Annotated in this window: 22 protein-coding genes; 5 read left to right on the top strand and 17 right to left on the bottom strand. The window is 65.6% G+C overall.

Annotated features, from left to right (window positions below):
* Positions 1–3: 3 nt before the first annotated feature.
* Positions 4–813 (bottom strand): SDR family NAD(P)-dependent oxidoreductase, encoded by an 810-nt coding sequence (locus tag ACO07Z_RS03645; protein WP_421697448.1) that lies wholly within the window; start codon positions 811–813, stop codon positions 4–6.
* Between the two features lie 143 nt (positions 814–956).
* Here ACO07Z_RS03645 and ACO07Z_RS03640 point away from each other — a divergent pair, with 143 nt between their 5' ends.
* From ACO07Z_RS03640 to sseA, 4 genes are all read left to right on the top strand, one after another.
* Complete coding sequence (locus ACO07Z_RS03640) at positions 957–2,405, top strand: cryptochrome/photolyase family protein (RefSeq protein WP_421697447.1); 1,449 nt, start codon at positions 957–959, stop codon at positions 2,403–2,405.
* 76 nt (positions 2,406–2,481) lie between these two features.
* Positions 2,482–3,513 carry a cysteine synthase A gene (locus tag ACO07Z_RS03635; RefSeq protein ID WP_421697446.1) on the top strand — a complete coding sequence of 344 codons (1,032 nt, stop codon included), beginning with the start codon at positions 2,482–2,484 and terminating at the stop codon, positions 3,511–3,513.
* Complete coding sequence (locus ACO07Z_RS03630; RefSeq protein ID WP_421697445.1) at positions 3,513–4,226, top strand: alanyl-tRNA editing protein; 714 nt, start codon at positions 3,513–3,515, stop codon at positions 4,224–4,226. The genes ACO07Z_RS03635 and ACO07Z_RS03630 overlap by 1 nt, the downstream gene beginning before the upstream one ends.
* 27 nt (positions 4,227–4,253) lie before the next feature.
* Positions 4,254–5,117 (top strand): 3-mercaptopyruvate sulfurtransferase, encoded by an 864-nt coding sequence (sseA, locus tag ACO07Z_RS03625; protein ID WP_421697444.1) that lies wholly within the window; start codon positions 4,254–4,256, stop codon positions 5,115–5,117.
* Positions 5,118–5,208: 91 nt separating this feature from the next.
* On the opposite strand, the gene ACO07Z_RS03620 is transcribed toward sseA, so the two are convergent.
* From ACO07Z_RS03620 to ACO07Z_RS03605, 4 genes are all read right to left on the bottom strand, one after another.
* Positions 5,209–6,006 (bottom strand): amino acid ABC transporter ATP-binding protein, encoded by a 798-nt coding sequence (locus ACO07Z_RS03620; protein ID WP_307022994.1) that lies wholly within the window; start codon positions 6,004–6,006, stop codon positions 5,209–5,211.
* Between the two features lie 17 nt (positions 6,007–6,023).
* Positions 6,024–7,400: an amino acid ABC transporter permease gene (locus ACO07Z_RS03615; RefSeq protein ID WP_421697443.1), complete on the bottom strand. Its 1,377-nt coding sequence runs from the start codon at positions 7,398–7,400 to the stop codon at positions 6,024–6,026.
* A 7-nt stretch (positions 7,401–7,407) separates the two neighbouring features.
* On the bottom strand, positions 7,408–8,598 hold the full coding sequence (locus ACO07Z_RS03610; protein WP_421697442.1) for an amino acid ABC transporter permease: 1,191 nt from the start codon (positions 8,596–8,598) through the stop codon (positions 7,408–7,410).
* Positions 8,599–8,708: 110 nt separating this feature from the next.
* Positions 8,709–9,731 carry an amino acid ABC transporter substrate-binding protein gene (locus tag ACO07Z_RS03605; RefSeq protein WP_421697441.1) on the bottom strand — a complete coding sequence of 341 codons (1,023 nt, stop codon included), beginning with the start codon at positions 9,729–9,731 and terminating at the stop codon, positions 8,709–8,711.
* A 283-nt stretch (positions 9,732–10,014) separates the two neighbouring features.
* On the opposite strand from ACO07Z_RS03605, the gene metC reads away from it, so the two are divergent.
* Entirely contained in the window at positions 10,015–11,205 is a 1,191-nt protein-coding gene (gene metC, locus ACO07Z_RS03600) for a cystathionine beta-lyase (protein ID WP_421697440.1), read from the top strand.
* 32 nt (positions 11,206–11,237) lie between these two features.
* Here the strand turns inward: metC and ACO07Z_RS03595 are convergent, their stop codons facing one another.
* The 12 genes from ACO07Z_RS03595 to urtA form a co-directional block, all read right to left on the bottom strand.
* The gene (locus tag ACO07Z_RS03595; protein ID WP_421697439.1) at positions 11,238–13,010 is read right to left on the bottom strand and encodes an ArnT family glycosyltransferase; all 1,773 of its coding nucleotides are present in this window, start codon (positions 13,008–13,010) and stop codon (positions 11,238–11,240) included.
* 93 nt (positions 13,011–13,103) lie between these two features.
* Entirely contained in the window at positions 13,104–13,757 is a 654-nt protein-coding gene (gene ureG / locus ACO07Z_RS03590; RefSeq protein ID WP_421697438.1) for an urease accessory protein UreG, read from the bottom strand.
* A gap of 16 nt (positions 13,758–13,773) precedes the next feature.
* Positions 13,774–14,481: an urease accessory protein UreF gene (locus ACO07Z_RS03585; protein WP_421697437.1), complete on the bottom strand. Its 708-nt coding sequence runs from the start codon at positions 14,479–14,481 to the stop codon at positions 13,774–13,776.
* 9 nt (positions 14,482–14,490) lie between these two features.
* Positions 14,491–15,318 carry an urease accessory protein UreE gene (locus ACO07Z_RS03580; protein WP_421697436.1) on the bottom strand — a complete coding sequence of 276 codons (828 nt, stop codon included), beginning with the start codon at positions 15,316–15,318 and terminating at the stop codon, positions 14,491–14,493.
* A gap of 50 nt (positions 15,319–15,368) precedes the next feature.
* Positions 15,369–17,081: an urease subunit alpha gene (gene ureC / locus ACO07Z_RS03575; RefSeq protein WP_421697435.1), complete on the bottom strand. Its 1,713-nt coding sequence runs from the start codon at positions 17,079–17,081 to the stop codon at positions 15,369–15,371.
* Positions 17,082–17,140: 59 nt separating this feature from the next.
* Entirely contained in the window at positions 17,141–17,761 is a 621-nt protein-coding gene (locus tag ACO07Z_RS03570) for an urease subunit gamma (RefSeq protein ID WP_421697434.1), read from the bottom strand.
* A 58-nt stretch (positions 17,762–17,819) separates the two neighbouring features.
* Complete coding sequence (locus ACO07Z_RS03565; RefSeq protein ID WP_421697433.1) at positions 17,820–18,710, bottom strand: urease accessory protein UreD; 891 nt, start codon at positions 18,708–18,710, stop codon at positions 17,820–17,822.
* Positions 18,685–19,380, bottom strand: coding sequence for an urea ABC transporter ATP-binding subunit UrtE (gene urtE / locus ACO07Z_RS03560; RefSeq protein WP_421697432.1), 696 nt, complete (start codon positions 19,378–19,380; stop codon positions 18,685–18,687). Before urtE ends, ACO07Z_RS03565 begins: the two co-directional genes overlap by 26 nt.
* Positions 19,381–19,385: 5 nt before the next feature.
* Entirely contained in the window at positions 19,386–20,192 is an 807-nt protein-coding gene (gene urtD, locus ACO07Z_RS03555) for an urea ABC transporter ATP-binding protein UrtD (protein ID WP_244376988.1), read from the bottom strand.
* Between the two features lie 11 nt (positions 20,193–20,203).
* The gene (gene urtC / locus ACO07Z_RS03550) at positions 20,204–21,346 is read right to left on the bottom strand and encodes an urea ABC transporter permease subunit UrtC (protein WP_421697431.1); all 1,143 of its coding nucleotides are present in this window, start codon (positions 21,344–21,346) and stop codon (positions 20,204–20,206) included.
* 17 nt (positions 21,347–21,363) lie between these two features.
* A complete protein-coding gene (gene urtB, locus ACO07Z_RS03545; protein ID WP_421697430.1) occupies positions 21,364–22,998 on the bottom strand; it encodes an urea ABC transporter permease subunit UrtB in 1,635 nt (544 codons plus the stop codon).
* A 190-nt stretch (positions 22,999–23,188) separates the two neighbouring features.
* Positions 23,189–24,496, bottom strand: coding sequence for an urea ABC transporter substrate-binding protein (gene urtA / locus ACO07Z_RS03540; protein WP_421697429.1), 1,308 nt, complete (start codon positions 24,494–24,496; stop codon positions 23,189–23,191).
* Between the last annotated feature and the right edge of the window lie 112 nt (positions 24,497–24,608).

The following is a 24,608-nucleotide window of genomic DNA, read 5'->3' as shown; positions in this document are numbered from 1 at the left end:
CGGTCAGGCGGGCACAGCCTCGCCCAGCCCATAGCGCGCGGCCGGCCGGCTGAGCGATAAGCCGGGCATCATCCGCATCCGGTGGTCGACCAGCGCCTGCCAGGCTGCCATGTCGGGTAGGGAAGGAATGGTGATGGCCTCCCCCGCCTCGAGTCCGCGCAGCGCGGCTTCGACCAGATCCTCGGCGGACATCACCATTTCAGCCGGAAGTGCCGTAGCATCGATGCCGGCACGGTCGAAGAACTCCGTGCGCGTATAGCCCGGGAGCACCGCCTGCACGCGCACCGGCCCGTCCCTCAATTCACTCTGAAGCGATTGCGTGAAGGCCAGCACATAGGCCTTGGTGGCGGCGTAGGCGCCAGGGAAATGCTCCGGCACCAGGGCGACCACGGACGCGATGTTGACCAGCGCTCCTTCGCCACGCTGGGCAAAGGCGGTGACAGCGGCCAGCGAGAGGCGCGTCAGCGCGGCGACGTTGAGCTGCACCATGGCATCGGTCTTTTCCGCCGCAGCGCCCACGAACGGGCCCTCCGTACCTATGCCCGCATTGTTGACCAGCACGGTGATCCTCTGATCCGAGGCGAGCCGGGCGGCAACGGTCTCGATGCCTTCGCTGCGGGAAAGATCGGCCGCCAGCACTTCCGCCCGTCGGCCGGTCTCGCCGGCAATGGCTGCCGCGAGCGATTCAAGCCGGGCGCCATCGCGGGCCACCAGCACAACGTCATGACCGCGACGGGCGAGCTTCTCGGCATAGACCCGACCAATGCCGCTGGAAGCGCCCGTCACCAGCGCGGTGTTCAGGGAGGAGGTCATCGTGGAGGTTTCCCATCTCTCGCGGCCCGCATCAGACCGTTTTTCATGACGATCATCATTATTAAATCGAACACGCTTGCGCTAGAGGGGCTGATCGGTTCTGCGTGCGGTTCCGTAAAAGCCGCGCAACGCCCGGAATGCCCATGCCCTCCTCCACTGAACGCCCCGCCCTTGTCTGGCTTCGCGACGACCTCCGTCTCGACGACAATCCCGCCCTCGAGGCGGCACAGGCGAGCGGGCGCCCGCTGCTGTTTGTCTTCCTTCTCGACGAAGAAAGCCCCGGCCTGCGCCCGCTTGGGGGAGCCGCGCGTTGGTGGCTCGGCAACTCCCTCAAAGCATTGGCGGCGACCATCGAGGCCAAGGGTGGGCAATTGCTGCTGAGGCGCGGGGCGGCGCTCGCCGCACTGGCTCGCCTCGTCAGAGACGTGAATGCGCAGGCGGTCTACTGGAATCGGCGCTATGGCGCGGCCGAGATCGCCGTCGATAAGGCGGTGAAGTCCGCGCTTGCCGCTGCGGCTGTCACGGTCGAGAGCTTCGGCGGCAACCTCCTGCACGAGCCCTGGACGGTGGCAACGCAGTCAGGCGGCCCCTTCCGCGTCTTCACCCCCTTCTATCGACGAGCGAGAATGCAAGCGCCGCGCACGCCGGCGCGGGCCCGCTTGCCCTGGCACTTCGCCTGTGGACCCGAGGGGGAGCGTCTGGAAAGCTGGTCACTGGAGCCCTCCGGGCCGGATTGGGCCGGCGGGCTGCGCGACGCCTGGTCGCCCGGGGAGGAAGGCGCGCGCGATGCACTCATTCGCTTCCTCGATGGCGGGATCGCGGGCTACGCGGATGAGCGCGACCGGCCGGACCGGCCGTCGACCTCTCGGCTCTCTCCGCATCTCCGCTTCGGGGAGATCTCTCCACACCGGATCCTTACCGCCCTGCAGCACGCGGAAGCGGATGGAAGCGCAGCTCCGCGCGACGCGGAGAAGTTTGTCAGCGAGATCTATTGGCGCGAGTTCAGCTATCATCTGCTGTTCCATTATCCGGATATCGGAACCGCCAATTTCAACGGCCGTTTCGATGCCTTCGCGTGGCAGAATGCGCCCGCACTCTTGCGGGCCTGGCAACGCGGCATGACGGGCTACCCAATCGTCGATGCCGGCATGCGCCAGCTCTGGCAAACGGGCTGGATGCACAATCGCGTGCGCATGGTCGCCGCCTCCCTCCTGATCAAGCATTGCCTGACAGACTGGCGCCTAGGCGAGGCGTGGTTCTGGGACACGCTGGTGGATGCCGACCCCGCCAATAATCCCGCGAGCTGGCAATGGGTCGCCGGGTCCGGCGCCGACGCAGCCCCCTATTTCCGCATCTTCAATCCCGTCGCCCAGGGGGAGAAGTTCGATCCCGATGGTGACTATGTCCGCCGCTACCTGCCGGAACTGACGGGGCTGCCGTCGAACGTCATCCACCGTCCTTGGGAAGCATCCCCCGACATGCTGCGCCGGGCAGGTGTGCGGCTCGGGGAAACCTATCCCCGCCCCATCGTCGACCATGCCGCCGCCCGCGACCGCGCACTCGACCGCTTTCAGGCCATTCGCGGGGATTAGCTGGCCGCCCGGTTGCCGAGACGGGGATGGATGACTAGCTTTGTGGACCATCAATTCGGCAAAAAGAAACAGGTCCATGGAAATCCGCAACGGTCTCGTCGAGGCGATCGGCAATACGCCGCTCATCAAGCTCAAGCGCGCCTCCGAGGCTACGGGCTGCACCATTCTCGGGAAAGCCGAGTTCCTCAACCCCGGTCAGTCGGTGAAGGATCGTGCGGCCCTGTTCATCATTCAGGACGCCGTGGCGCGCGGCCAGCTCCGCCCAGGCGGTATCATTGTCGAAGGCACGGCGGGCAATACCGGCATCGGCCTCACGCTCGTAGGCAACGCGCTCGGCTATCGCTCGGTGATCGTGATTCCCGAGACTCAGAGCCAGGAAAAGAAGGACATGTTGCGCCTCGCCGGCGCCACTCTGGTGGAAGTGCCGGCCGTCGCTTACGCCAACCCGAACAACTATGTGAAAGTGTCCGGCCGGCTCGCTGAGGCGCTGGCGGCAACCGAGCCGAACGGCGCCGTCTGGGCCAACCAGTTCGACAATGTGGCGAACCGCCTCGCCCATATCGAAACCACCGGACCGGAAATCTGGGCGCAGACCAATGGCAAGGTGGACGGTTTCGTCTGCGCCGTCGGCACCGGCGGCACGCTGGCCGGCACCGGCATCGCGCTCAAGGCGCGCAACCCGGCGATCCGGATCGGCCTCGCCGACCCGTTCGGCGCGGCGCTCTACAGCTATTACACCACGGGGGAATTGAAGGCTGAAGGTTCGTCGATCACCGAGGGCATCGGCCAGGGCCGCATCACCGCCAATCTAGAGGGCGCACCAATCGACTGCGCCTATCAAATCGGCGACGCCGAAGCGGTGCAGATCGTGTTCGATCTGCTGGAGCATGAGGGCCTCTGCCTCGGCGGCTCGTCCGGCATCAACATCGCCGGTGCCATCCGCCTTGCGAAGGAGCTCGGGCCGGGCCACACCATCGTCACCATTCTTTGCGACTTCGGCACCCGGTATCAGTCGAAGCTCTTCAACCCCGACTTCCTGCGCGAGAAGGGCTTGCCCGTTCCGGGCTGGCTTGAGCGCAGCGTCGACGTGCCCAACGTGCTGGTGTGATGGCAACGCTTCTGCTCTTTCGCGACGACGCCTACCAGACGGAAACCTCTGCCGTTGTCACCGCGCTGACGCCGGAAGGAGGTATCGTCGTTGACAGGACGGTGTTCTACGCCAGCGCCGGAGGCCAGCCGGGTGATCGCGGCACGCTGATCCGGGCGGATGGCTGCGAGATTGGCATCGAGACGGCGGTCTATGGCCCCTCCAAGGTCGATGTGATCCATGTCCCGGCTCCCGGAGCCACGGTGCCGGAACTGGGCGAGGCCGTGACGCTGCGGCTGGACTGGCCGACCCGCCACAAGCGGATGCGCATGCACACCGCGCTGCACCTGCTCTCCGTCGTTCTGCCTTTTCCAGTCACCGGCGGGTCGATCGGCGAGGAGGAGAGCCGCCTCGATTTCGACATTCCCGATGCCGGCCTCGACAAGGACGCCATCACCGCCAAGCTGGCGGAGATGATCGCCACCGGCGCCCGGGTGAGCGAACGCTGGATTTCGGATGACGAACTGCTTGCCAATCCCGGGTTGGTGAAGACCATGTCGGTCAAGCCACCGATGGGAAGCGGCAAGGTTCGCCTGGTCGACATCGAAGGGATCGACCTGCAGCCATGCGGCGGCACCCATGTTCGCAGCCTCGACGAGATCGGTGCGGTGCAGGTGACCAAAATCGAAAAGAAGGGCCAGCAGAACCGCCGCGTGCGGCTGGCCTGGGCTTGATGTCCGCGCGCGGTTCCGGAGTGCCCGATGCCCGAATCCGATCTGCCTGATGTCAGCCGCTTCGTTTCCACCGAATGGCTCGCCGCCCATCTCGGGGCGCCCAACCTCGTCGTGGTGGACGGTTCCTGGCACATGCCAGCCACGGGCCGGAAGGCGCGGGAGGAATATCTCAAGGCGCATATTCCGGGCGCGGTGTTCTTCGACATTGACGGCATCTCGGACCTGACGAGCCCGCTGCCGCACATGCTGCCCTCCGAGACACTGTTCCGCGCGGCGATGGAATCGCTCGGCATCGGCCGGCAGATGAAGATCGTCGTCTATGACACGCAGGGCCTGTTCTCAGCCCCGCGCGTCTGGTGGACGCTGCGTGCCTTCGGCGCGGTCGATGTCGCCATTCTCGATGGCGGCTTTCCCAAATGGCTGGCCGAAGGCCGCCCGACCGAGGCGGGGGAGGTTCCTTATCTTCCCGCCCGTTTCGACGCGAAGCTGGACACGGACTGGGTGGCCTCCATCGACGATGTCGCCGCCCGACTTGCCGACCGCAGCGCACAGGTGCTCGATGCGCGCGCGGCGGAACGTTTCCGCGGCGAGGCGCCGGAACCGCGCGCCGGTGTCCGTCCGGGGCACATTCCCGGCGCCCGCAATCTTCCGGTGTCCGAGGTGGTGAAGGATGGCCGCCTGGCGGACGCCGCGACCATCCGCCAGGCGGTGAAGGAGGCAGGTATCGACCTCTCCCAGCCCGTCGTCACCAGCTGCGGCTCGGGCGTCACCGCTGCGATATTGTGGCTGGCGCTGGATACGATCGGGAAGCCACCGGTCGCGCTCTATGATGGCTCGTGGACCGAGTGGGGTTCCTCCGACAAACCCGTGGCGACGGGCCCAGCGGCCTGAGCAGGCACCACCGGCCGCAGTCGCTTCACCCCAAATGAAAAACGGCCGGAGCGCCAGAGCGCTCCGGCCGTTTCTGTTTCGCCCGCACGCGTCAGTGCAGGATCTGGCTGAGGAACAGCTTGGTGCGCTCGTGCTGCGGGTTGGAGAAGAACGCTTCCGGCTCGTTCATCTCGATGATCTGCCCGGCATCCATGAAGATCACCCGGTTGGCGACCTGCCGCGCGAAGCCCATTTCGTGGGTCACGCACAGCATGGTCATGCCTTCTTCCGCCAGGCTCACCATGGTTTCCAGCACTTCCTTGACCATCTCCGGGTCAAGCGCGGAGGTCGGCTCGTCGAACAGCATGATCTTGGGCTTCATGCACAGCGCACGGGCGATGGCGACGCGCTGCTGCTGGCCACCGGAGAGCTGGCCCGGATATTTGTTCGCCTGCTCCGGGATTTTCACCTTGCGGAGGAAGTGCATCGCCAGTTCGTCGGCATCCTTCTTGGGCATTTTGCGGACCCAGATCGGCGCCAGCGTCAGGTTTTCCAGAATGGTGAGATGCGGGAACAGATTGAAGTGCTGGAAGCACATCCCCACCTCTCGGCGGATTTCGTCGATGCGCTTGAGGTCGTTGGTTAGTTCGATGCCGTCGACGATGATCGAGCCCTGCTGATGCTCCTCCAGCCGATTGATGCAGCGGATCATGGTGGACTTGCCGGAGCCCGACGGCCCGCAAATGACGATGCGCTCGCCGCGATGCACCCTGAGATTGATGTCCTTCAGCACATGGAACTCGCCGTACCATTTGTGCACGCCGACGAGATCGACGGCGACCTCCCGTCCCGGGCGCGTGTGGACTGCGGGAAGTTCGTCAGGGGAAACGGTCGAATGAAGTTCACTCATATTGGTTTCTCCGTTTCTCAATGCCGGTGGGAGGTGTTGAGCCGCCGCTCCACGAAGAGCGAGTAGCGTGACATGCCGAAGCAGAAGAAGAAATAGACCACGCCGGCAAAGGCGAAGCCCGTATAGAGCGTCACCGGCGTCGCCCAGTTGGGGTCGGTGAAGGCGGCGCGCAGCTGGCCGAGGAAGTCGAAGATCGAGACGATCAGCACCAGCGTCGTGTCCTTGAACAGGCTGATGAAGCTGTTGACGATGCCGGGAATGACGAGGGTCAGCGCCTGCGGCAGGATGATGAGGCGCATCATCTGGCTCCAGGTGAGCCCGACCGCCATCGCTCCCTCATACTGGCCCTTGGGGATGGCCTGCAGGCCGCCGCGCACCACCTCCGCCATATAGGCTGCGGAGAACAGAGCGACGCCCACGAGCGCCCGCAGCAAGGCGTCCGGGTTTGTGCCCTGCGGCAGGAACAGCGGCAGCATGTAGGTGGCGAAGAACAGCACCGTGATCAGCGGCACGCCGCGCCAGAACTCGATGAAGATCACCGAGAGCAGTCGAACCACCGGCATTTGCGAGCGCCGTCCGAGCGCGAGCAGAATGCCGAGCGGCAGGGATGCAACGATCCCGGTCACCGCGATCACCAGTGTCACTAGCAGCCCGCCCCACTGCCGCGTCTCGACATAGGTGAGACCGACATCGACATCCCAGCAGAAAATCACGGCGCCTAACGCCAGGAACACGAACAGGGTGGTGCGCGCAGCGGAACGGCCATTACCCCCCAACAGCGCGATAAACCCGCCGATGGCGGCCATGAACAGCAGCACCGTCAGCCCGAAGTCGACCCAGAAGGCGAGGTTGATGCCCGCCACCCGCGCATCGCCGATGAAGGGCCGGATCAGGCCGAAGCGTTCCAACAGGAAGGCCGAGGCGTTGATGTTGCCGCCGGTCAACAGCACGAAGGCCACCACGGGATAGACCACGAAGAAGAGGAACGATCCGGTCCGCTTGAACGGGAGGCTCGGCACCAGAAGCGGCACCAGCAGTACCGCGCCAAGAGCGAAGACGATGTCGACGCGCCAGCGCTCGGCGATCGGGTAGAAGCCATAAATCAGCTGGCCGAACTTGGCATGGATGAAGGGCCAGCAGGCCCCGACTTCCGGGCCGAGGCAGGCTTCGCGGTTTTCACCCGTCCACACCGCGTCGACGAACATGAAGCGGACAAAGGGCGGCACCACCGAAATCACAAGCAGGACGCCGAGCAGCGTCAGCAGGGTGTTGAAGATGCCGGAGAACAGGTTCTCACGCATCCAGGCCACCGGACCGATGCGTAACTTCGGCGGCGGCAGGACCGGCGCCATCTCGTTGCGGATGAAGGTTCCGTCGTCGAAGGTCATGCTCATGGCCGGCTCACCGTTCCACCAGCGCGACGCGCTTGTTGTAGGCGTTCATGATGACCGCAGTGATGATCGAGAGCAGGAGATAGACGCCCATGGTAATGGCGATGATCTCGATCGCCTGACCCGTCTGGTTGAGCGACGTGCCGGCGAACACCGCGACGAGATCGGGATAGCCGATGCCGACGGCAAGCGACGAGTTCTTGGTAAGGTTCAGATACTGGCTGGTAAGCGGAGGAATGATCACCCGCATGGCCTGCGGAATGACCACTAGCCGCAGCGTCTGGCCGTGGCGCAAGCCGAGCGAATGTGCCGCCTCCGTCTGCCCGTGGCTGACCGACTGGATACCGGCCCGGACGTTCTCGGCGATGAAGGCCGCCGTATAGGTGGCCAGCGCGAGCGTCAGGGCGACGAATTCCGGAATGACCCGCACGCCGCCGACAAAGTTGAAGCCCTTGAGTTCTGGCACCTCGAAGCTGATGGGGAAGCCGGTCGCGATCATAGCAACGAGCGGCAGACCGATGAGCAGGCCTAGCGAGACCCACAACACAGGCAGCCGGCGCCCCGTCTCCTCCTGCCGGCTCGCCGCCCAGTGGCGAAACAGGATAACGCCAAGGATGGCGAGGCCGATCGCCCAGACGACGATGCCGGCGCCCTCCCCGAACAGCGGGCGCGGGATGATGATGCCACGATTTGAAATGAAGACTTCGCCAAACACGCTGATGCTGTTGCGCGGCCCGGGCATGGCGCTCAGAACGGCAAGGTACCAGAACAGGATCTGGAACAGCGGCGGCAGGTTTCGCAGTACTTCGACATAGACGGTCGAAATCGTGCGCACCATGAAGTTCTTCGACAGGCGGCCTATGCCCACCAGGAAGCCGATAATCGTGGCGATAAAAATGCCGACCACCGCGACCAGGATAGTGTTCAGTAGGCCGACAATGAAGGCGCGACCATAGGTCGAGGTTTCGGAATAGGGGATCAGCGTCTGGTTGATGCCGAAGCCTGCCGTGTTGTCCAGAAAGCCAAATCCGGTGGCGATCTTCTGCGCCGCGAGGTTGTCGCGCGCGTTCTCGGCGAAGCTCCAGCCGAGAAAAATGACCACGATGAGGGCCACAAGCTGAAGGCCGATGCTGCGGACCTTCGGGTCATTGATGAATGAAGTCTTCTCGTGCCCGCCGGCGGGCCCAGCCAAATCCGTCATAGTCCCCCTCGCCTCGGATCGAGGCCCGAAATGTTCCGGTGCCGGACTTTTGCCAGCTTCTCCGGAGCGGGGAGGCTCCCGACGCGCGGGAGCCTCCTTATGTCCATGTGTCAGCGGATCGGCGGGGCGTACTGAATGCCACCCTTGTTCCACAGCGCATTGAGGCCGCGGCTGAGCTTCAGGGGCGTGTCGGGACCGACGGTGCGGTCATAGATCTCGGCGTAGTTGCCGACATTCTTGATGATCAGGTAACCCCAATCATTGCCGATGCCCATGCCCTCGCCGTACTTGCCCTCGGTGCCGAGCAGACGCTTGATCTCGGGGTTGGTGGCGTTCTTGAGCTGGTCGTCGACGTTCTTGGAGTTGACGCCGAGTTCTTCAGCGTTGAGCTGGGCGTACAGGACCCACTTCACGATGTCGAACCACTGGTCGTCGCCATGGGCGACCACCGGACCGAGCGGCTCCTTAGAGATGATCTCGGGCAGCACCACGTGGTCGTCGGGATTCGTCAGCTTGAGGCGTTCACCGGCGAGGCCGGAACGGTCGGTGGTGAGCACGTCGCAGCGCCCGGCGTCGTAGGCCTTGACCACTTCGTCATTGGTGGCGAAGGCGATGACCTCATAGGTCATGTTGTTAGCGCGGAAATAGTCGGCGAGGTTCTGCTCGGTCGTGGTGCCGGTCTGCGTGCAGACCGAGGCGCCGGACAGTTCAAGCGCCGAATTCACCTTCTTGTCCTTGCGGATCATGAAGCCCTGGCCGTCATAATAGGTGACGCCGGTGAAGTTCAGGCCGAGCGACGTGTCGCGGGTGATGGTCCAGGTCGTGTTGCGCGACAGGATGTCGATGTCGCCGGACTGTAGCGCGGTAAAGCGGTCCTTGGCCGAGAGCGGCGTGAACTTCACCTTGGTGGCGTCGCCGAAGATGGCAGCCGCAACCGCACGGCAGAATTCCACATCGAGGCCGCTCCACTCACCCTTGTCATTGGGGTTGGAGAAGCCGGGCAGGCCCTGGCTGACGCCGCACTGGACAAAGCCCTTCGACTTCACCTGCTCAAGCTTGGTGGCCGCCTGCGCGCCGAAGGCGCAAAGGCCCATGGCACCCGCAAGGGCGAATGTGGAGAGGAGGCGTTTCATGATGGCAGCCTTCTTCATTCGATTGGAGCTGACGTTTCCGCCGCAACGGTGCGGGACGGAACGGGCGACAGAAAAGGCAATTCGCATGCCGCGGAGGACTTCCGGCAACGTGTCATGCCTGCGTCCTTCGTCTTATAGTGCCCAGAAGACCCCCTCGGGCACCGTTGCAGCGAACGCAGCGTCATCAGAGCGCCGCAATCAAGCCCGGTCAAGCGCTTGACGGCGCAACGTCCGTCCCTTCCCTATGCGACCTTCGATATTCTCGCTTCAGCAGGCTACAACCATGGCGAACAAGGCAAAAACGACCCTCCCCGGAAATCTCTCCGTGGAGACCGAACTCGTCCTCGCCGGACGCGATCCGTTTCGCCATGACGGCTTCGTGAACACCCCGATCGTCCGAGGCTCGACCGTTCTCTCGCCCAGCGTCGCGGATCTTGAAGGCCATACCGGCCGCTACACCTATGGCCGGCGCGGCAACCCAACGGTGGAGAGCCTGGAATCCGCCCTGACCCGCCTCGAAGGCGGTGCCGGCGTCGTGCTGACACCGTCCGGCCTCTCCGCCGTCAGCATCGCGCTTCTCTCCGTACTGAAGACGGGTGACCATCTTCTGATGGTCGACAGCGCCTATCAGCCGACCCGCCGCATCTGCGACGAGGTGCTGACGCGCTACGGGATCGAAACCACCTATTATGATCCACTCATCGCTGGCGACATCGCCGGCCTTATCCGTCCGAACACCCGCGCCATCTTCCTTGAGTCGCCAGGCTCCCAATCCTTCGAGATCCAGGACATACCCGCCATCGTCGCTGCCGCCTCCGCGCGCGAAATCATGACGCTGATGGACAATACGTGGGCAACGCCGCTGTTTTTCCGCCCGCATGAATTCGGCGTGGATGTCTCCATTCAGGCCGGCACGAAATATCTCAGCGGCCATTCGGACCTGAATATCGGCACCATTTCCGCCAACGAGCGCACGTTCCGCCGCATCCTCACCACCCATGGGGATCTCGGTATCACCGTCGCGCCGGAGGATGCCTTCCTCGCGTCGCGCGGCCTGCGCACCATGGCGATACGGCTCGAACGCCACCAGCAATCGGCGCTTGCCGTGGCCCGCTGGCTCTCATCGCGGCCGGAAGTACGACAGGTTCTGCATCCCGGCCTGCCGGAGCACCCCGGCCACGCTTTGTGGAAGCGCGACTTCAAGGGCGCGTCGGGCCTGTTCAGCATCATCCTCGAACCGGTGCCGAAGCGGGCCGTCGACGCCTTCCTCGACAGCCTCGCCCTTTTTGGCCTCGGCTATAGCTGGGGCGGCTATGAGAGCCTCGCCATACCGTTCGATTGCAGCGCCTATCGCACGGCAACGCCGTGGAACCCGGGCGGCCCGGCGATCCGTCTGCAGATCGGCCTTGAGGACCCCGCCGATCTTATCGCCGACCTCGATTCCGGCTTCACGGCCCTCGCGGCGGCGCGCTGAGCGCCTTGCCACGTCCGGGCGGCGGCTTGCCGTCAGCCCGGACGATAAGGCGCCAGCCGCACCTCGCGCAGCCCGTTATAGTCGAAGCCGCGCAGATCCGCCCCCCGCTGGATGCGCAAGCCGATGGCCTCCGCCCGGCGGGCAAAGCGTGGTTCCTGCCGCTTCTCGACGAAGGCCACCCGGCAGCTGCCGCCGGCCTTGAGGAAGTCTGCGGCCGCAGCACCGTCCAGAAAGCGCGGTGCATTGGGCAGGAGCAGCGCGAAGCTCGGCTCATTATAGCCGGCTATGGCCACCTCGATCGGGCCTGACTCAGAGCCGCAGGACTCGCGCGCGGTCGCGGCCACCACGCGCGGCGCCATCCAGAAGCTCTCAATGTTCGGCAGCACCAGCTGCATCACGCCCAAGCCGGATACCAGCATGCCGGCAATGGCGACCAGCGCCGCTTTCTCCACGCCATAGTCGCGGACGGAGGCGGCAGCGATCACCAACGCGAAGAAGCCCATCAGCAGCAGCGGCCATGCCAGCACGCTGGTCGTGCGATCGAACACCGCCATGCCTAGCAGCGCTCCCACCGCGATCACCGCGCCGATCACTGGCCACAGCCAGAGCACCCGCGTGAGCCGCGTATTGCCGATGGCCAAGGCTCCCCGCTCCACCGCCAGAGCGATCAGTATGGCGATAGCCGGCAGCGTGGGCGCCACATAGGCCGGAATCTTGGTCGGCAGGATTTCGAAGAGAACCCAGACCGGCACGACCCAGGCCAGCAAAAAGCGCACGGAGCCGATGCGTCGGGCTTTCCAGAGAATAGGAACCGCGAGGGGAGCCAGCGGCGCCGCCGGCCAGAACAGGGCGAAGAACAACAACAGGTACACGCCCGGCAGACCCGTGAACCCCTGGTACTCACGCGCCACCGGACCCAAGAGCGTGCGCGCGAGCAATTCCGGCTGGGTCTCCGTCGGCCCATAGCGGCGCAACACAACCCAGCCAATGACGACCACCAGGAGGAGACCCAGCCCAGCATAGGAACGCGCGCGCCGCAGGAAAAGTGCCGAGCGGTCCACCGCCACCAGCGTCACCAGCGGCAGCACAACGTAGAGGGGTGTCATCAGCCCCTTGGTAAACAGCCCAAACGCCAGCGCCGCCCAGAACACCAGCGCCACGCGCGACTCATAAGCGGACTGGTGCCAGGCGCCTGCCACTGCGTTCTGGCGCTCGGCAAGATAGAGCCGGCCCATCGCTCCGAGCATTGCCGCGACCGCCGCGATCAGGAACACTTCCGGCACGGCGAGCCGCCCGGCGACACCAAGGGCAACGCTACTGGCCAGCAGGCTACCGGCCAGCAGCGCTCCACGGCGGTGCGTGAAGGCCAGTGCCGCCCAGAAGGTCAGCAGCACGGCCGCGATCGCCCCCGCCAAAGACGGCAGGCGGTAAAGCCAGACGCGGGTCGGCGCATCCGGGACGCCGATGGAAGCGGCTGCTTTGACCAGTCCGGCCTGCATCCAGTGCAGCCCCAGCGCCTGTGTCCGCTTGGGCTCCCAGCCGAGCCTCGTTTCCGTCAGTGCGCCCGTTTCCACCATGTGGCGGCTGATCAACGCATACCGCGCGCCGTCTCTGTCCACGGGCGGGATCGAGAAGAAACCGGGCAGCAACGCTACCAGGCACAGTCCAATGAGGAACAGGCAGGCTCGGCGGTCGGTGCGGCAGCACGCCTCGAACAGCGCGACGATGCGATCCGGAAGGCGCGGTCCCCGCGCGGAATAGAGCGGGGCGGAACGTGCCTTGCGGCCCGAAGCAAATGACTTCATCGAATGGAATCCCTCCCGGCTCGATGAAACCTTAGCAGACAGAGCCGCTCCCCCGCATCTGGGAGTGCCGCCGATCCCCGCAGCGTGGTCAGGTCAGGCGGGCACCTTCTCTCCGCCCGCACCCGCCGTCGCTGTGAGCCCGCCTGCTTCCTCGATAAAGCGCGCCACCTCGGCAACACCGTCGCCTGCCCGCACATTGGCGAAGACGAAGGGGCGACGCCCCCGCATGCGGCGCGAATCCCGGTCCATCACGTCGAGCGAGGCGCCCACCAGCGGGGCGAGATCCACCTTGTTGATGACGAGGAGATCGGAGCGGGTGATGCCCGGCCCGCCCTTGCGTGGGATTTTCTCGCCGGCAGAAACGTCGATCACATAGATGGTGAGATCGGCTAGTTCGGGCGAAAAAGTCGCGGCGAGGTTGTCGCCGCCGGATTCGATGAGAATCAGGTCGAGCCGGGGAAAACGCGCGCGCATCTCGGCGATAGCGGCGAGGTTGGCCGAGGCATCCTCGCGGATGGCTGTGTGCGGACAGCCGCCCGTCTCCACGCCCATGATGCGCTCGGCCGGAAGCGCCCCGGCGCGGGTGAGGATTTCCGCATCCTCCTTGGTGTAAATGTCGTTGGTGATGGCAGCGAGGTCGTAGCGCTCGCGAAATGTCCGGCACAGCGCCTCCATCAGCGCCGTCTTGCCCGAACCGACCGGCCCGCCAATGCCGACCCGGAGCGGGCCGCTCGTCTCGCCTGCCATGAAACTCTCCTCGCCTTCAGCTTCGGAACAGCCGCGTGTACTGCGTCTCGTGACGCATCGACGCGATATCGGATTTGAGCGCCGCCCCGCCGAGCTGGTCCAACGGCACTTCGGCCGCGCGGGGAGCAACCTCCCGCACGGTGGCCAGGGTCGCGGCCAGCGCCCGGTTGCCGTCGGTCTGGCCGAGCGGCACGAGCCTCACGGCGGCAGAGATGAGGTTCGCTGCGACGGCGTTCAGGAAGGCCGAAACCGTGGCCGTCAGAGGAAGGCCATGTGCCGCCGCCGCGAGGCCCACGGCAGCGGGATAGGCGACACGCCCGTCCCAAAGCGCCGGCAGCCGCTCCAGCAGCGGCGCCGGCCACGCGGCGCGGGTGGCGGAGAGAAAGGCATCCCCCTGGTTCAGCGTCTCCATTTGCCGCTCGCGCGAGGGCGCAAAGGCGGAGGCGAGTTCCAGCACCTCGCGCAGCCTTGCGTCGTTGCCCTCTCGCGCCGCCTCGAAGGCATGAGCCAGCAGGACCGCGTCGGCAAAGGGCCCGCCATGGCACAGCAGATCGTCAACCCAGTTGGTCAGCGAGGCCAGATCGGAGACTTCCTGCGTCTCCACCGCCCATTCGAGCCCGTGCGAATAGGCGAACGCCCCCACGGGATAAGCCGGAGACAGCCAGACGAACAGCGCCAGGAGATCGGGCGAGGCGCCAGGCGGCGCCACAGGTGCCTCGCTCATCGCCGCGCCCTAGTGCCCGTGCTTGTGGCCGTGATGATGGTGATCATGGCCGTGATGTTCGTGGTCATGGTCATGCTTGTGGCCGTGGCCGTGCTCATGCGCATGGTCATGGCCGCAGCCGCAGTCAGGACCGTGCTCATGCGCGGCCGGCTTGCCGTCCTGAACCTGCAGCACATCGCGCTCGCGAGAAGGCGCGTGATGGGCGTGCTCATGACCATGGTGCTCATGGCCATGGTGGTCATGATGCGCATGGTCGTGATGTTCGTGATCATGGTGCGCATGGTCGTGGTGGCCATGAGCGTGGTGGTCGTGATCATGATGGTCATGGCCGCAGCCGCAGGCCTCGCCATGGGCGTGGTCATGATGGTGCTCGTGGCAGTGAGCGTGGTGCCCGTGCGCCTCGGCGGCTTCATAGGCACCGCCCTCCGGCTCGAAGGCCGCGTCGACCACCTCGACGGTGGCGCCAAGGCCACGCGCCATCTCCTCCAGCACGCTGTCGCGGGCGATGCGGATGCGATCGGCAAGAAGCTCCGCCGGCACATGGCGGTTACCCAGATGCCAGGCGAGCCGCGCCAGATGATGCGCATCCTGCGCCACGATCTCCGCCACCGGCTCCTCGGCCGCAACCACCCCGACGATGCGCCCGTCTTCGAGCGAAAGGCCGTCACCATCCTTCAGGCGCGTCGCCTCGACGAGGTCGAGCAGGAACGCCACATCGCCCTCGCCGCGCATGGCGATACGACGGCGGTAGCGCCCGTCATGCGGCAGCACCACACGGTCGGCGGCGGTGGCGGCATCCCAGCTGCCGGCGGGAAGCACAGTGCGGGCACGGATCATGGGACAACTCCGGTGGGGCGACGCGCGGTCTGGGCGTCCTTCCCCAACCCTTAGAACAGGAAATAGCGCTGCGCCATGGGCAGCTCGGTGGCAGGGGCGCAGGTCAGCAATTCGCCATCCGCCCGCACCTCATAGGTTTCCGGGTCGATCTCCAGATGCGGTGTCGCGGAATTGTGAATCATCGACGCCTTGGAAATACCGCCGCGCACATTCTCCACCGCCACCGTCCGCTTCTCCAGGCCAAGCTTATGCGCGACGTTCAGATCCATCGCCGCCTGCGAGACGAAGGTGAGCGAGGTCGCGGTGCGCGCCTTGCCATAGGCGCCCCACATCGGCCGGTAATGCACAGGCTGCGGAGTGGGAATCGAGGCGTTGGGGTCGCCCATGACCGCCGCCACGATGGTCCCGCCCTTGATCACCATGTCCGGCTTGGTGCCGAAGAAGGCCGGCGTCCAGACCACGAGATCGGCCAGCTTGCCGGTCTCCACCGAGCCGATATGGCGGGAAATGCCGTGGGCGATGGCGGGATTGATCGTGTATTTGGCGATGTAGCGCTTGGCGCGCACATTGTCGTTGCGCTCGCTGTCGCCCGGCAGCAGGCCGCGCTGCAGCTTCATCTTGTGCGCGGTCTGCCAGGTACGGGTGATCACCTCGCCCAGCCGACCCATGGCCTGGCTGTCGGAGCTTATCATCGAGATCGCGCCCAGATCGTGCAGGATATCCTCGGCCGCGATGGTCTCTTTGCGGATGCGGCTCTCGGCGAAGGCGAGGTCTTCGGCGATCAGAGGGTCGAGGTGGTGACACACCATCAGCATGTCGAGATGCTCGTCGAGCGTGTTGATGGTGAAGGGCCGCGTCGGATTGGTGGATGACGGCAGAACGTTCGGCAGGCCGGCCACCTTCATGATGTCAGGGGCGTGGCCGCCACCGGCGCCTTCGGTGTGGAAGGCGTGAATGGTGCGTCCCTTGAAGGCGGCGATGGTGTCCTCGACGAAGCCGCTCTCATTGAGGGTGTCGGTGTGGATCATCACCTGGATGTCGTAGTCGTCGGCCACCGACAGGCAATTTTCGATCGTCGCCGGCGTCGTGCCCCAGTCCTCATGCAGTTTCAGCGAACAGGCTCCGGCCTCGATCTGCTCGACCAGCGGGCCCGGCAGCGAGGCATTTCCCTTGCCCGACAGGGCGAGGTTGACCGGGAAGCTGTCGAACGCCCGCAGCATCATTTCGATGTGCCAAGGGCCGGGCGTGCAGGTGGTGGCGTTGGTGCCCGCCGCCGGCCCGGTCCCGCCGCCGAGCATGGTGGTGACGCCGCTCATCAGCGCGTGTTCGATCTGCTGCGGGCAGATGAAATGGATATGGCAATCAAACCCGCCGGCGGTGATGATCTTGCCTTCGCCGGCGATGATCTCGGTGGAGGCGCCGATGACGATGGTGACGCCGGGCTGGATATCCGGGTTGCCGGCCTTGCCGATGCCGCAAATACGACCGTCGCGGATGCCGATATCCGCCTTAACGATGCCCCAGTGGTCGAGGATCAGCGCGTTGGTGATGACGGTGTCCACCGCCCCTTCCGCCCGCATCACCTGCGACTGGCCCATGCCGTCGCGGATGGTCTTGCCGCCGCCGAACTTCACCTCCTCGCCATAGACGGTGAGGTCCTTCTCCACCTCGATGACGAGGGCGGTGTCGGCGAGGCGCACCCGATCGCCCTTGGTCGGGCCGAACATCTCGGCATAGGAGGCGCGGGACATCTTCAGGGACATGGCGGCAATCCGTTTCAGGCGGTCAGGTAAGACGAGCGGCGGCGATCTCGTGGGGGGGTTCAGAGCTTGCCCATCACGTCCTGGCGGAAGCCATAGACCTCGCGCTTGCCGGCAAGAGCGACCAGCGTCACCTCCCGGCTCTGCCCGGGCTCGAAGCGCACCGCGGTGCCCGAGGGAATGGCGAGCCGCATGCCCCGCGCCTTCTCCCGCTCGAAGGCGAGCGCCGGGTTGGTCTCGAAGAAGTGGTAGTGGCTGCCGACCTGTATCGGCCGATCGCCCGTATTGGCGACGGTGACGGAGACGAAGTCGCGCCCGGCGAGCAGTTCGATCTCGCCCTCTTCCAGCAGCATCTCGCCCGGCGCCCCGGCAGCATGGGCGGAGGCGATCGGCTCATGCACGGTGACGAGCTTGGTCCCGTCCGGAAAGGTCGCCTCGACCTGGATTTCGACGATCATTTCCGCGACGCCCGGCATTACCTGGTCAGCCGTCAGCACCGTGGTGCCGAGGGTCATCAGCTCAGCGACTGTCTTGCCGTCGCGCGCACCCTCGACCACCACATCGGTGATGAGCGCCACCGCCTCGGGATAGTTCAGCTTCACGCCCCGCTCCAGGCGTCGGCGGGCCACTAGAGCCGCCATGGCGACGAGCAGCTTGTCCTTCTCGCGCGGGCTGAGGTTCATTGAAGCGTCTCCGGCTCTGCAAAGGCGATGGTCGCGGCAAAAGTCCGCCTTACTTGCATCAGGAATGCCAAATGCACGGCACCTCGCCGACACCGAGCGCGCCAAGCACGCGGCGGATGGCACTTTCCAGCGGCGCGCCATCACGGGCGAGCAGCCGCACGGAGAGCATGCCGTCCCACGCGCTGGCGCCGGCGTCGAGGCCATCAGGCAGTTCGGCGGGCAGGAATTCGTCCTCCCCCGCGGCGAGGCCGAGGGCGCCGCGCACGGCGTCGAGCCGCCTCTCGGCATCGGGCTCTACCAGAAGCAGCGTGGCGAAAGCGGCCCAGCCACCGGCGGTGGCGCGGCGGTCGAGCGTGGCAGCGATGTCACCATCGAGTTGAAGGCCGTCGGCATAGACGAGCCGGCCGCCGCGTCGAATGCGCCAGCGGTCCCTCAGGCTGCCATAGGAGAGGCGCTCACCGCGGGCGGTGCGACCGAGAATGACCGGCTCGACCAGCAGAAGCCGCGCATCCGGCGCCACCTCGGCGACGATGGAGCGTTCGACCCGCGCACCGTCGAACACGATGGTCGACTGCGGCAGCCAGTGCAGGCTGGCGCTCGCTCCCGCGACCAGTTCGACGTCGATGCGCGAGGTGGCGCCATCCGAGCGATAGATTTTCTCCGCCGCCTGGGTGGTGACCACCAATTGGGCATCACGCCCAGCAACAAGGCAGCTCTGCGAGGCATCGCCTCCGGCAAGGCCACCCCCGGTGTTGATCATCACCGCTTCCAGTGCCCGCCCCCGGCGACCGGAGCGCGGAAAACGCACGCGCGCGAAACCCTCCTCCTCGATCCGCCCGCGCACCGTGCGTCCATCCAACGTCTGCGCCTCGACCCGCAACCGCCCCTGCCCTCGCCGCTCGACCGGGATGGTGGCGGCTGCGTCAGACGGCAATGCGGTTACGAACATCGGGATCCTCAAGCGCGGCACCATCGCCGGACATCACCACAGCGCCCCGCTCCATGACGATAAAATGGTCGGCGAGTTCCTTGGCGAAATCGAAATACTGCTCGACCAGTACAATGGCCATGTCGCCCTTGGAACGCAGATAGCGGATGGCGTTGCCGATATCCTTGATAATCGAGGGCTGGATGCCCTCGGTCGGCTCGTCCAGCACCAGCACCTTGGGCCGCATGGTCAGTGCCCGGCCGATGGCCAGTTGCTGCTGCTGGCCGCCCGAGAGGTCGCCGCCGCGCCGGCGCATCATCGAATCGAGCACCGGGAACAGCGAGAACACGTCGTCGGGGATGAAGCACTCGGCCCGCTTCAGGGGAGCGAAACCGGTCTGCAGATTTTCCGCCACGGTGAGCAGCGGGAAGATTTCGCGCCCCTGCGGCACGAAGGCAATGCCCCGCCGCGCCCGCTCCGAGGGCGCCATCGCGGTGATGTCCTCACCATTGAAGCGGATCGTGCCCTTGGCGACGGGCGCCTGGCCGACAATGGCGCGCATCAGACTGGTCTTGCCGACGCCGTTGCGACCGAGCACGCAGGTCACCTTGCCGGGCTCGGCGGTCAGCGAGACGCCGCGCAAGGCCTGCGCCGCACCGTAGAAGAGGTTGATGTCCTGAACTTCCAGCATGAGCCCTAGCGCCCCAGATAGACTTCGATGACGCGCTCATTGGCGCTCACCTGATCGAGCGTGCCCTCGGCCAGGACCGAACCTTCATGCAGGCACATGACCCGGACGCCTAGGTCGCGCACGAAGGTCATGTCGTGCTCGACCACCACGACCGAATGGCCGTTGGCGTTGATCGCCCGCAGCAGCTCGGCGGTCTGGGCGGTCTCCGCGTCGGTCATGCCGGCCACCGGCTCGTCGACCAGCAGAAGCTTGGGATCCTGTGCCAGCAGCATGCCGATCTCCAGCCACTGCTTCTGCCCGTGCGACAGCGCACCGCCGAGGCGATCGCGATGCTCGGTGAGACGGATGGTCTCGAAGATCTCGTCAATGCGCTCGCGCTCGGCCGCGCTTTCGCGCCGGAAGATGTTGGGCAGAGCGCGCCGCTGGCCCTTCAGCGCGAGGCGGAGATTGTCGAGCACCGTGTGGCTCTCGAACACGGTCGGCTTCTGGAACTTGCGACCGATGCCAAGCGTGGCGATCTGCGTCTCGTCAAGCTTGGTGAGATCGGTGGTGCCGCCATTGAAGAACACGTCGCCCCGATCGGGACGGGTCTTGCCGGTGATGACATCCATCATCGTCGTTTTGCCGGCGCCGTTGGGGCCGATGACGGCCCGCATCTCGCCGGGATCGACGGTGAAGGACAGCGCGTTGAGCGCGCGGAAGCCATCGAACGTGACTGTGACGGCGTCGAGGTAGAGCAGCGCCTCGGTCAGTTCCTTCTTCGCGGCAGGTGCCGCCTCGGCAATGGGTTCGAGCGTCGCGGTGTCGGTCATGTCGCTCTCCCTCACTCGGCCGGGCCGGGCGCGGCTATGGGTGCGCCCGGTATGTCGTCATGCGGCCGGCGCTTTTCGCGCCAGTCGTAATAGGTGCCGACAATACCCTTGGGCAGGAACAGGGTGACGGCGACGAACAGGCCGCCGAGCATGAACAGCCAGTAAGGGGCGAGGATGCCTGACGTGAAATAGGTCTTGGCGTAGTTCACCAGCACCGCCCCCAGCGCCGCGCCCACCAGTGTGCCGCGCCCGCCGACAGCCACCCAGACAATGATTTCGATGGAATTGGCCGGCGAGAATTCCGAGGGGTTGATGATGCCGACCTGCGGCACATAGAGCGCGCCGGCGATACCCGCAAGCATGGCGGAAACGACGAAGGCCACCAGCTTGTAGTTCTCCGCGCGATAGCCGGTGAAGCGCACGCGGGTTTCCGCATCGCGGATGGCGACCAGCACCTTGCCGAAATGTGAGCGGACGAGGAAGCGGCACAGCACATAACCGAGCCCCAGCGCCACCGCCGACAGCACGAACAGCACCAGCCTCGTGCCGTCCGCCTGGATGTTGAAGCCGAGAATGTCCTTGAAGTCGGTCAGGCCGTTATTGCCGCCAAAGCCCATATCGTTGCGGAAGAAGGCCAGAAGCAGCGCGAAGGTCATCGCCTGGGTGATGATGGACAGGTACACGCCGGTGACGCGCGAGCGGAAGGCGAACCAGCCGAACACCAGTGCGAGGAGGCCCGGCGCCAGCAGCACCATCAGCGCGGCGAAGGGAAACATGTCGAAGCCGTACCAGAACCAGGGCAGTTCCTTCCAGTTGAGGAACACCATGAAATCCGGCAGCACCGGGTCGCCATAGACTCCGCGCGTGCCGATCTGGCGCATCAGGTACATGCCCATCGCATAGCCGCCGAGCGCGAAGAACGCGCCCTGGCCAAGCGAGAGAATCCCGACATAGCCCCAGATCAGGTCGACGGAGAGCGCGAGCAGCGCATAGGTCAGATATTTGCCGAGCAGCGAGACCACATAGGTCGGCACATGCACCGCCGAGTCCGGCGTCACGGCAAGGTTGAGGACGGGCACCAGCACCGCGACGACGGCGAGGATGATGAGAAAAACGATGCCGCTGGTGCCGAGCAGGGCGGGCGGACGGGTCATGGCTAAGCCCTTGCTACTCATGCCTCAATCGACCTTCCCTTGAGGGCGAAGAGGCCTCTGGGGCGCTTCTGGATGAACAGGATGACGATAACCAGCAGCGCGATCTTGCCGAGCACGGCACCGGCATAGGGTTCGAGCAGTTTGTTGGCGACGCCGAGCGTCATCGCACCGACCAGCGTGCCCCAGAGATTGCCAACGCCGCCGAACACCACGACCAGGAAGCTGTCGATAATGTAGCTCTGTCCGAGGTTTGGCGACACGTTGTCGATCTGGCTCAGCGCCACGCCGGCCATGCCGGCGATGCCGGAACCGAGGCCGAAGGTCATCGCGTCGACCCAGTTGGTGCGGATGCCCATGGAGGCGGCCATCCGGCGGTTCTGCGTCACCGCCCGCATCTCAAGGCCGATGCGGGTCAGCCGAAGCGTTGCGAGCAGCGCGAAAAACACCAGCAATGAGAAGACGATAATCCAAAGCCGCCCCGAGGTGATCGCCAGCTGACCGATCTCGAAACTGCCGGACATCCAGCTTGGGGCGCCGACTTCGCGGTTGGTGGGGCCGAAGATGGTGCGGATCGCCTGCTGCAGGATCAGCGAAATGCCCCATGTCGCAAGGAGTGTCTCCAGCGCCCGGCCGTAGAGAAAGCGGATGACGGTGCGTTCGATGAGGACGCCGATGAGACCGGTGAAGACGAAGGCGAGCGGGATCGCGATCAGCAGCGACACGTCGAACAGGCCGGGATAGGAGGTGCGGATCACCTCCTGCACGACAAACGTGGTGTAGGCGCCGAGCATGACCATTTCGCCATGCGCCATGTTGATGACACCCATCACGCCGAAGGTGATGGCGAGGCCGATGGCGGCCAGCAGCAGCACCGAGCCGAGCGAGAGGCCGTACCAGACATTCTGCGCCATGCCCCACAGAGCGAGGTTGCGCTCGATGCCGGCGATCGCGTCGGCGGCGGCCTGCTTCACCTCCGGCGCCGCGCCCTCCGGCACCGAGCGCAGGATGGCGAGCGCGTCCTGATTGCCCTCGGCTCCCACCAGCTGGACGGCGGCGATGCGCTCGGCCGGGGTGATGCCTTCCTTGCCGATGAGGATCGACGCGCGGGCGAGGTTCATCGCCGACTTCACCTTCGGATCGCTCTCCTTGGCGAGCGCGGCTTCCAGCGCCGGCAGGGCGGCCTCGTCACGCGAGCGGCCCACCGCCAGCGCGGCCTCCCGCCGCTTGCCGGCATCGGGGCTCACCAGCGAGAGGGCGCCATTGGCGGCGTCGATGGCGCGGCGGACGCGGTTGTTGACGCGCACCGGCTTGACGGCGGGCGCGTCGGCGACCGGTTGCAGGGTCAGCGGATCGAGCAGCGCTCCACCCTCGCCCTGGATGAACAGGCGCGGCGGGGTGCCGCCGAAGACCAGCTTGCCCTCGGCCAGCGCCGTGACGATGCCGGCGGCGGCCGGGCTGCCGCTCAGCGCCAGCGCGCCGAGCGCGGCCTCGGTGTCGTCATATTTGTTGGTGGTGAGCTGGGCCAGCGGGGCGCTGATGTCCGGGGCGCTGCTGCCCTGCGCGGCGGCGCGCCCAAACGGGACGGCGGCACACAGCAGGGCGAGCGCACAGAGCAGGCGGGCGAAACGGAAAAGGCGAGCGCGTGAGGTCATCATCGTCCGTCGATGTGGCGCTGCGGAAGACCGGAGCGGGCTCCGGCGGCGACGGCGGTACGCGAAAGCGGGAGGGGTTCCCGAGCGACCTGGAGCCCTAGGGGACCCGGGTCGGCTCCGGCCGCCGCAAGGGCGGCCGGAGATATCAGGCGAGACAGGCGGGAGGGGCGCCCCCGCCTGCGGCGCGACCTCACTGGCCGGCGCCGCCGCACTTGCCGGTCTTGACGTTGAAGTTGCCGCAGGAGAGCGGCTTGCGCCAATCGGCGATCAGGTCCTTGGAGCCTTCGAGATAGGGGGACCATTCCTCGGCGACGATCAGGCCGGGGGTCTGTTCGACGATGTCGAACTGGCCGTCTTCCTTGATCTCGCCGATGAGCACCGGCTTGGTGATGTGGTGGTTCGGCATCATGGCCGAGAAGCCGCCCGAGAGGTTCGGCACGGTCACGCCGATGAGCGCGTCGATGACCTTGTCGGCATCGGTGGTGCCGGCTTTCTCAACCGCCTTCACCCACATGTTGAAGCCGATGACGGTGGCTTCCATCGGGTCGTTGGTCACGCGCTTGTCGTTCTTAGTGAAGGCCTGCCACTTCTTGATGAAGGCGGCGTTCTCCGGCACGTCGACCGACTGGAAGTAGTTCCACGCGGCGAGGTGGCCAACCAGCGGCTTGGTGTCGATGCCGGCGAGCTCTTCTTCACCCACCGAGAACGCGACGACCGGAATGTCGGTGGCCTTGATGCCCTGGTTGCCGAGTTCCTTGTAGAACGGCACGTTGGCATCGCCGTTGATGGTGGAGACCACCGCCGTCTTCTTGCCCGCCGAGCCGAACTTCTTGATGTCGGCGACGATGGTCTGCCAGTCGGAATGACCGAACGGCGTGTAGTTGATCATGATGTCTTCGGCCTTGACGCCCTTGGACTTCAGATAGGCTTCAAGGATCTTGTTGGTCGTGCGCGGGTAGACATAGTCGGTGCCGGCCAGCACCCAGCGCTGCACGCCCTCATTCTCCATGAGGTAGTCGACCGCCGGAATGGCCTGCTGGTTCGGGGCGGCGCCGGTGTAGAACACGTTGCGCTCGCTCTCCTCGCCCTCATACTGGACCGGGTAGAACAGAATGCTGTTGAGCTCCTTGAACACCGGGAGCACAGACTTGCGCGACACCGAGGTCCAGCAGCCGAACACGACCGCGACCTTCTCCTTGGCGATGAGTTCGCGCGCCTTTTCGGCGAAGAGCGGCCAGTTCGAGGCGGGATCGACCACCACGGCTTCCAGCTTCTTGCCGAGCACGCCGCCGGCCGCGTTCTGCTCCTGCACCATGAACAGCACGGTGTCCTTCAGCGTCGTCTCGCTGATCGCCATGGTGCCGGACAGAGAGTGCAGCACGCCGACCTTGATCGTCTCCTGGGCGCTCGCGACGCCGCCTCCGGCCAGCGCCAGCGCAGCCGCACCCACAAGCGCGCGACCGGCCATACGCCGGGCATGCGTGAACATGTTCAGCATCTTTATTCCCTTCTGGAGTACACACGCAGGACCCCCGTCCGCGTGCCGAAGGAATTGTCTGCAACGCGCGTGCCAAGGGCGGCATTGCGGCGATTGGCGGGCGATGCGTCGG

The sequence above is a fragment of the Ancylobacter sp. genome, assembly GCF_965229075.1.
In the GTDB taxonomy this organism is placed as follows: domain Bacteria; phylum Pseudomonadota; class Alphaproteobacteria; order Rhizobiales; family Xanthobacteraceae; genus Ancylobacter.
Note: the sequence above shows the minus strand (reverse complement) of the source record. Positions and strands in the feature narration are given on the sequence as shown.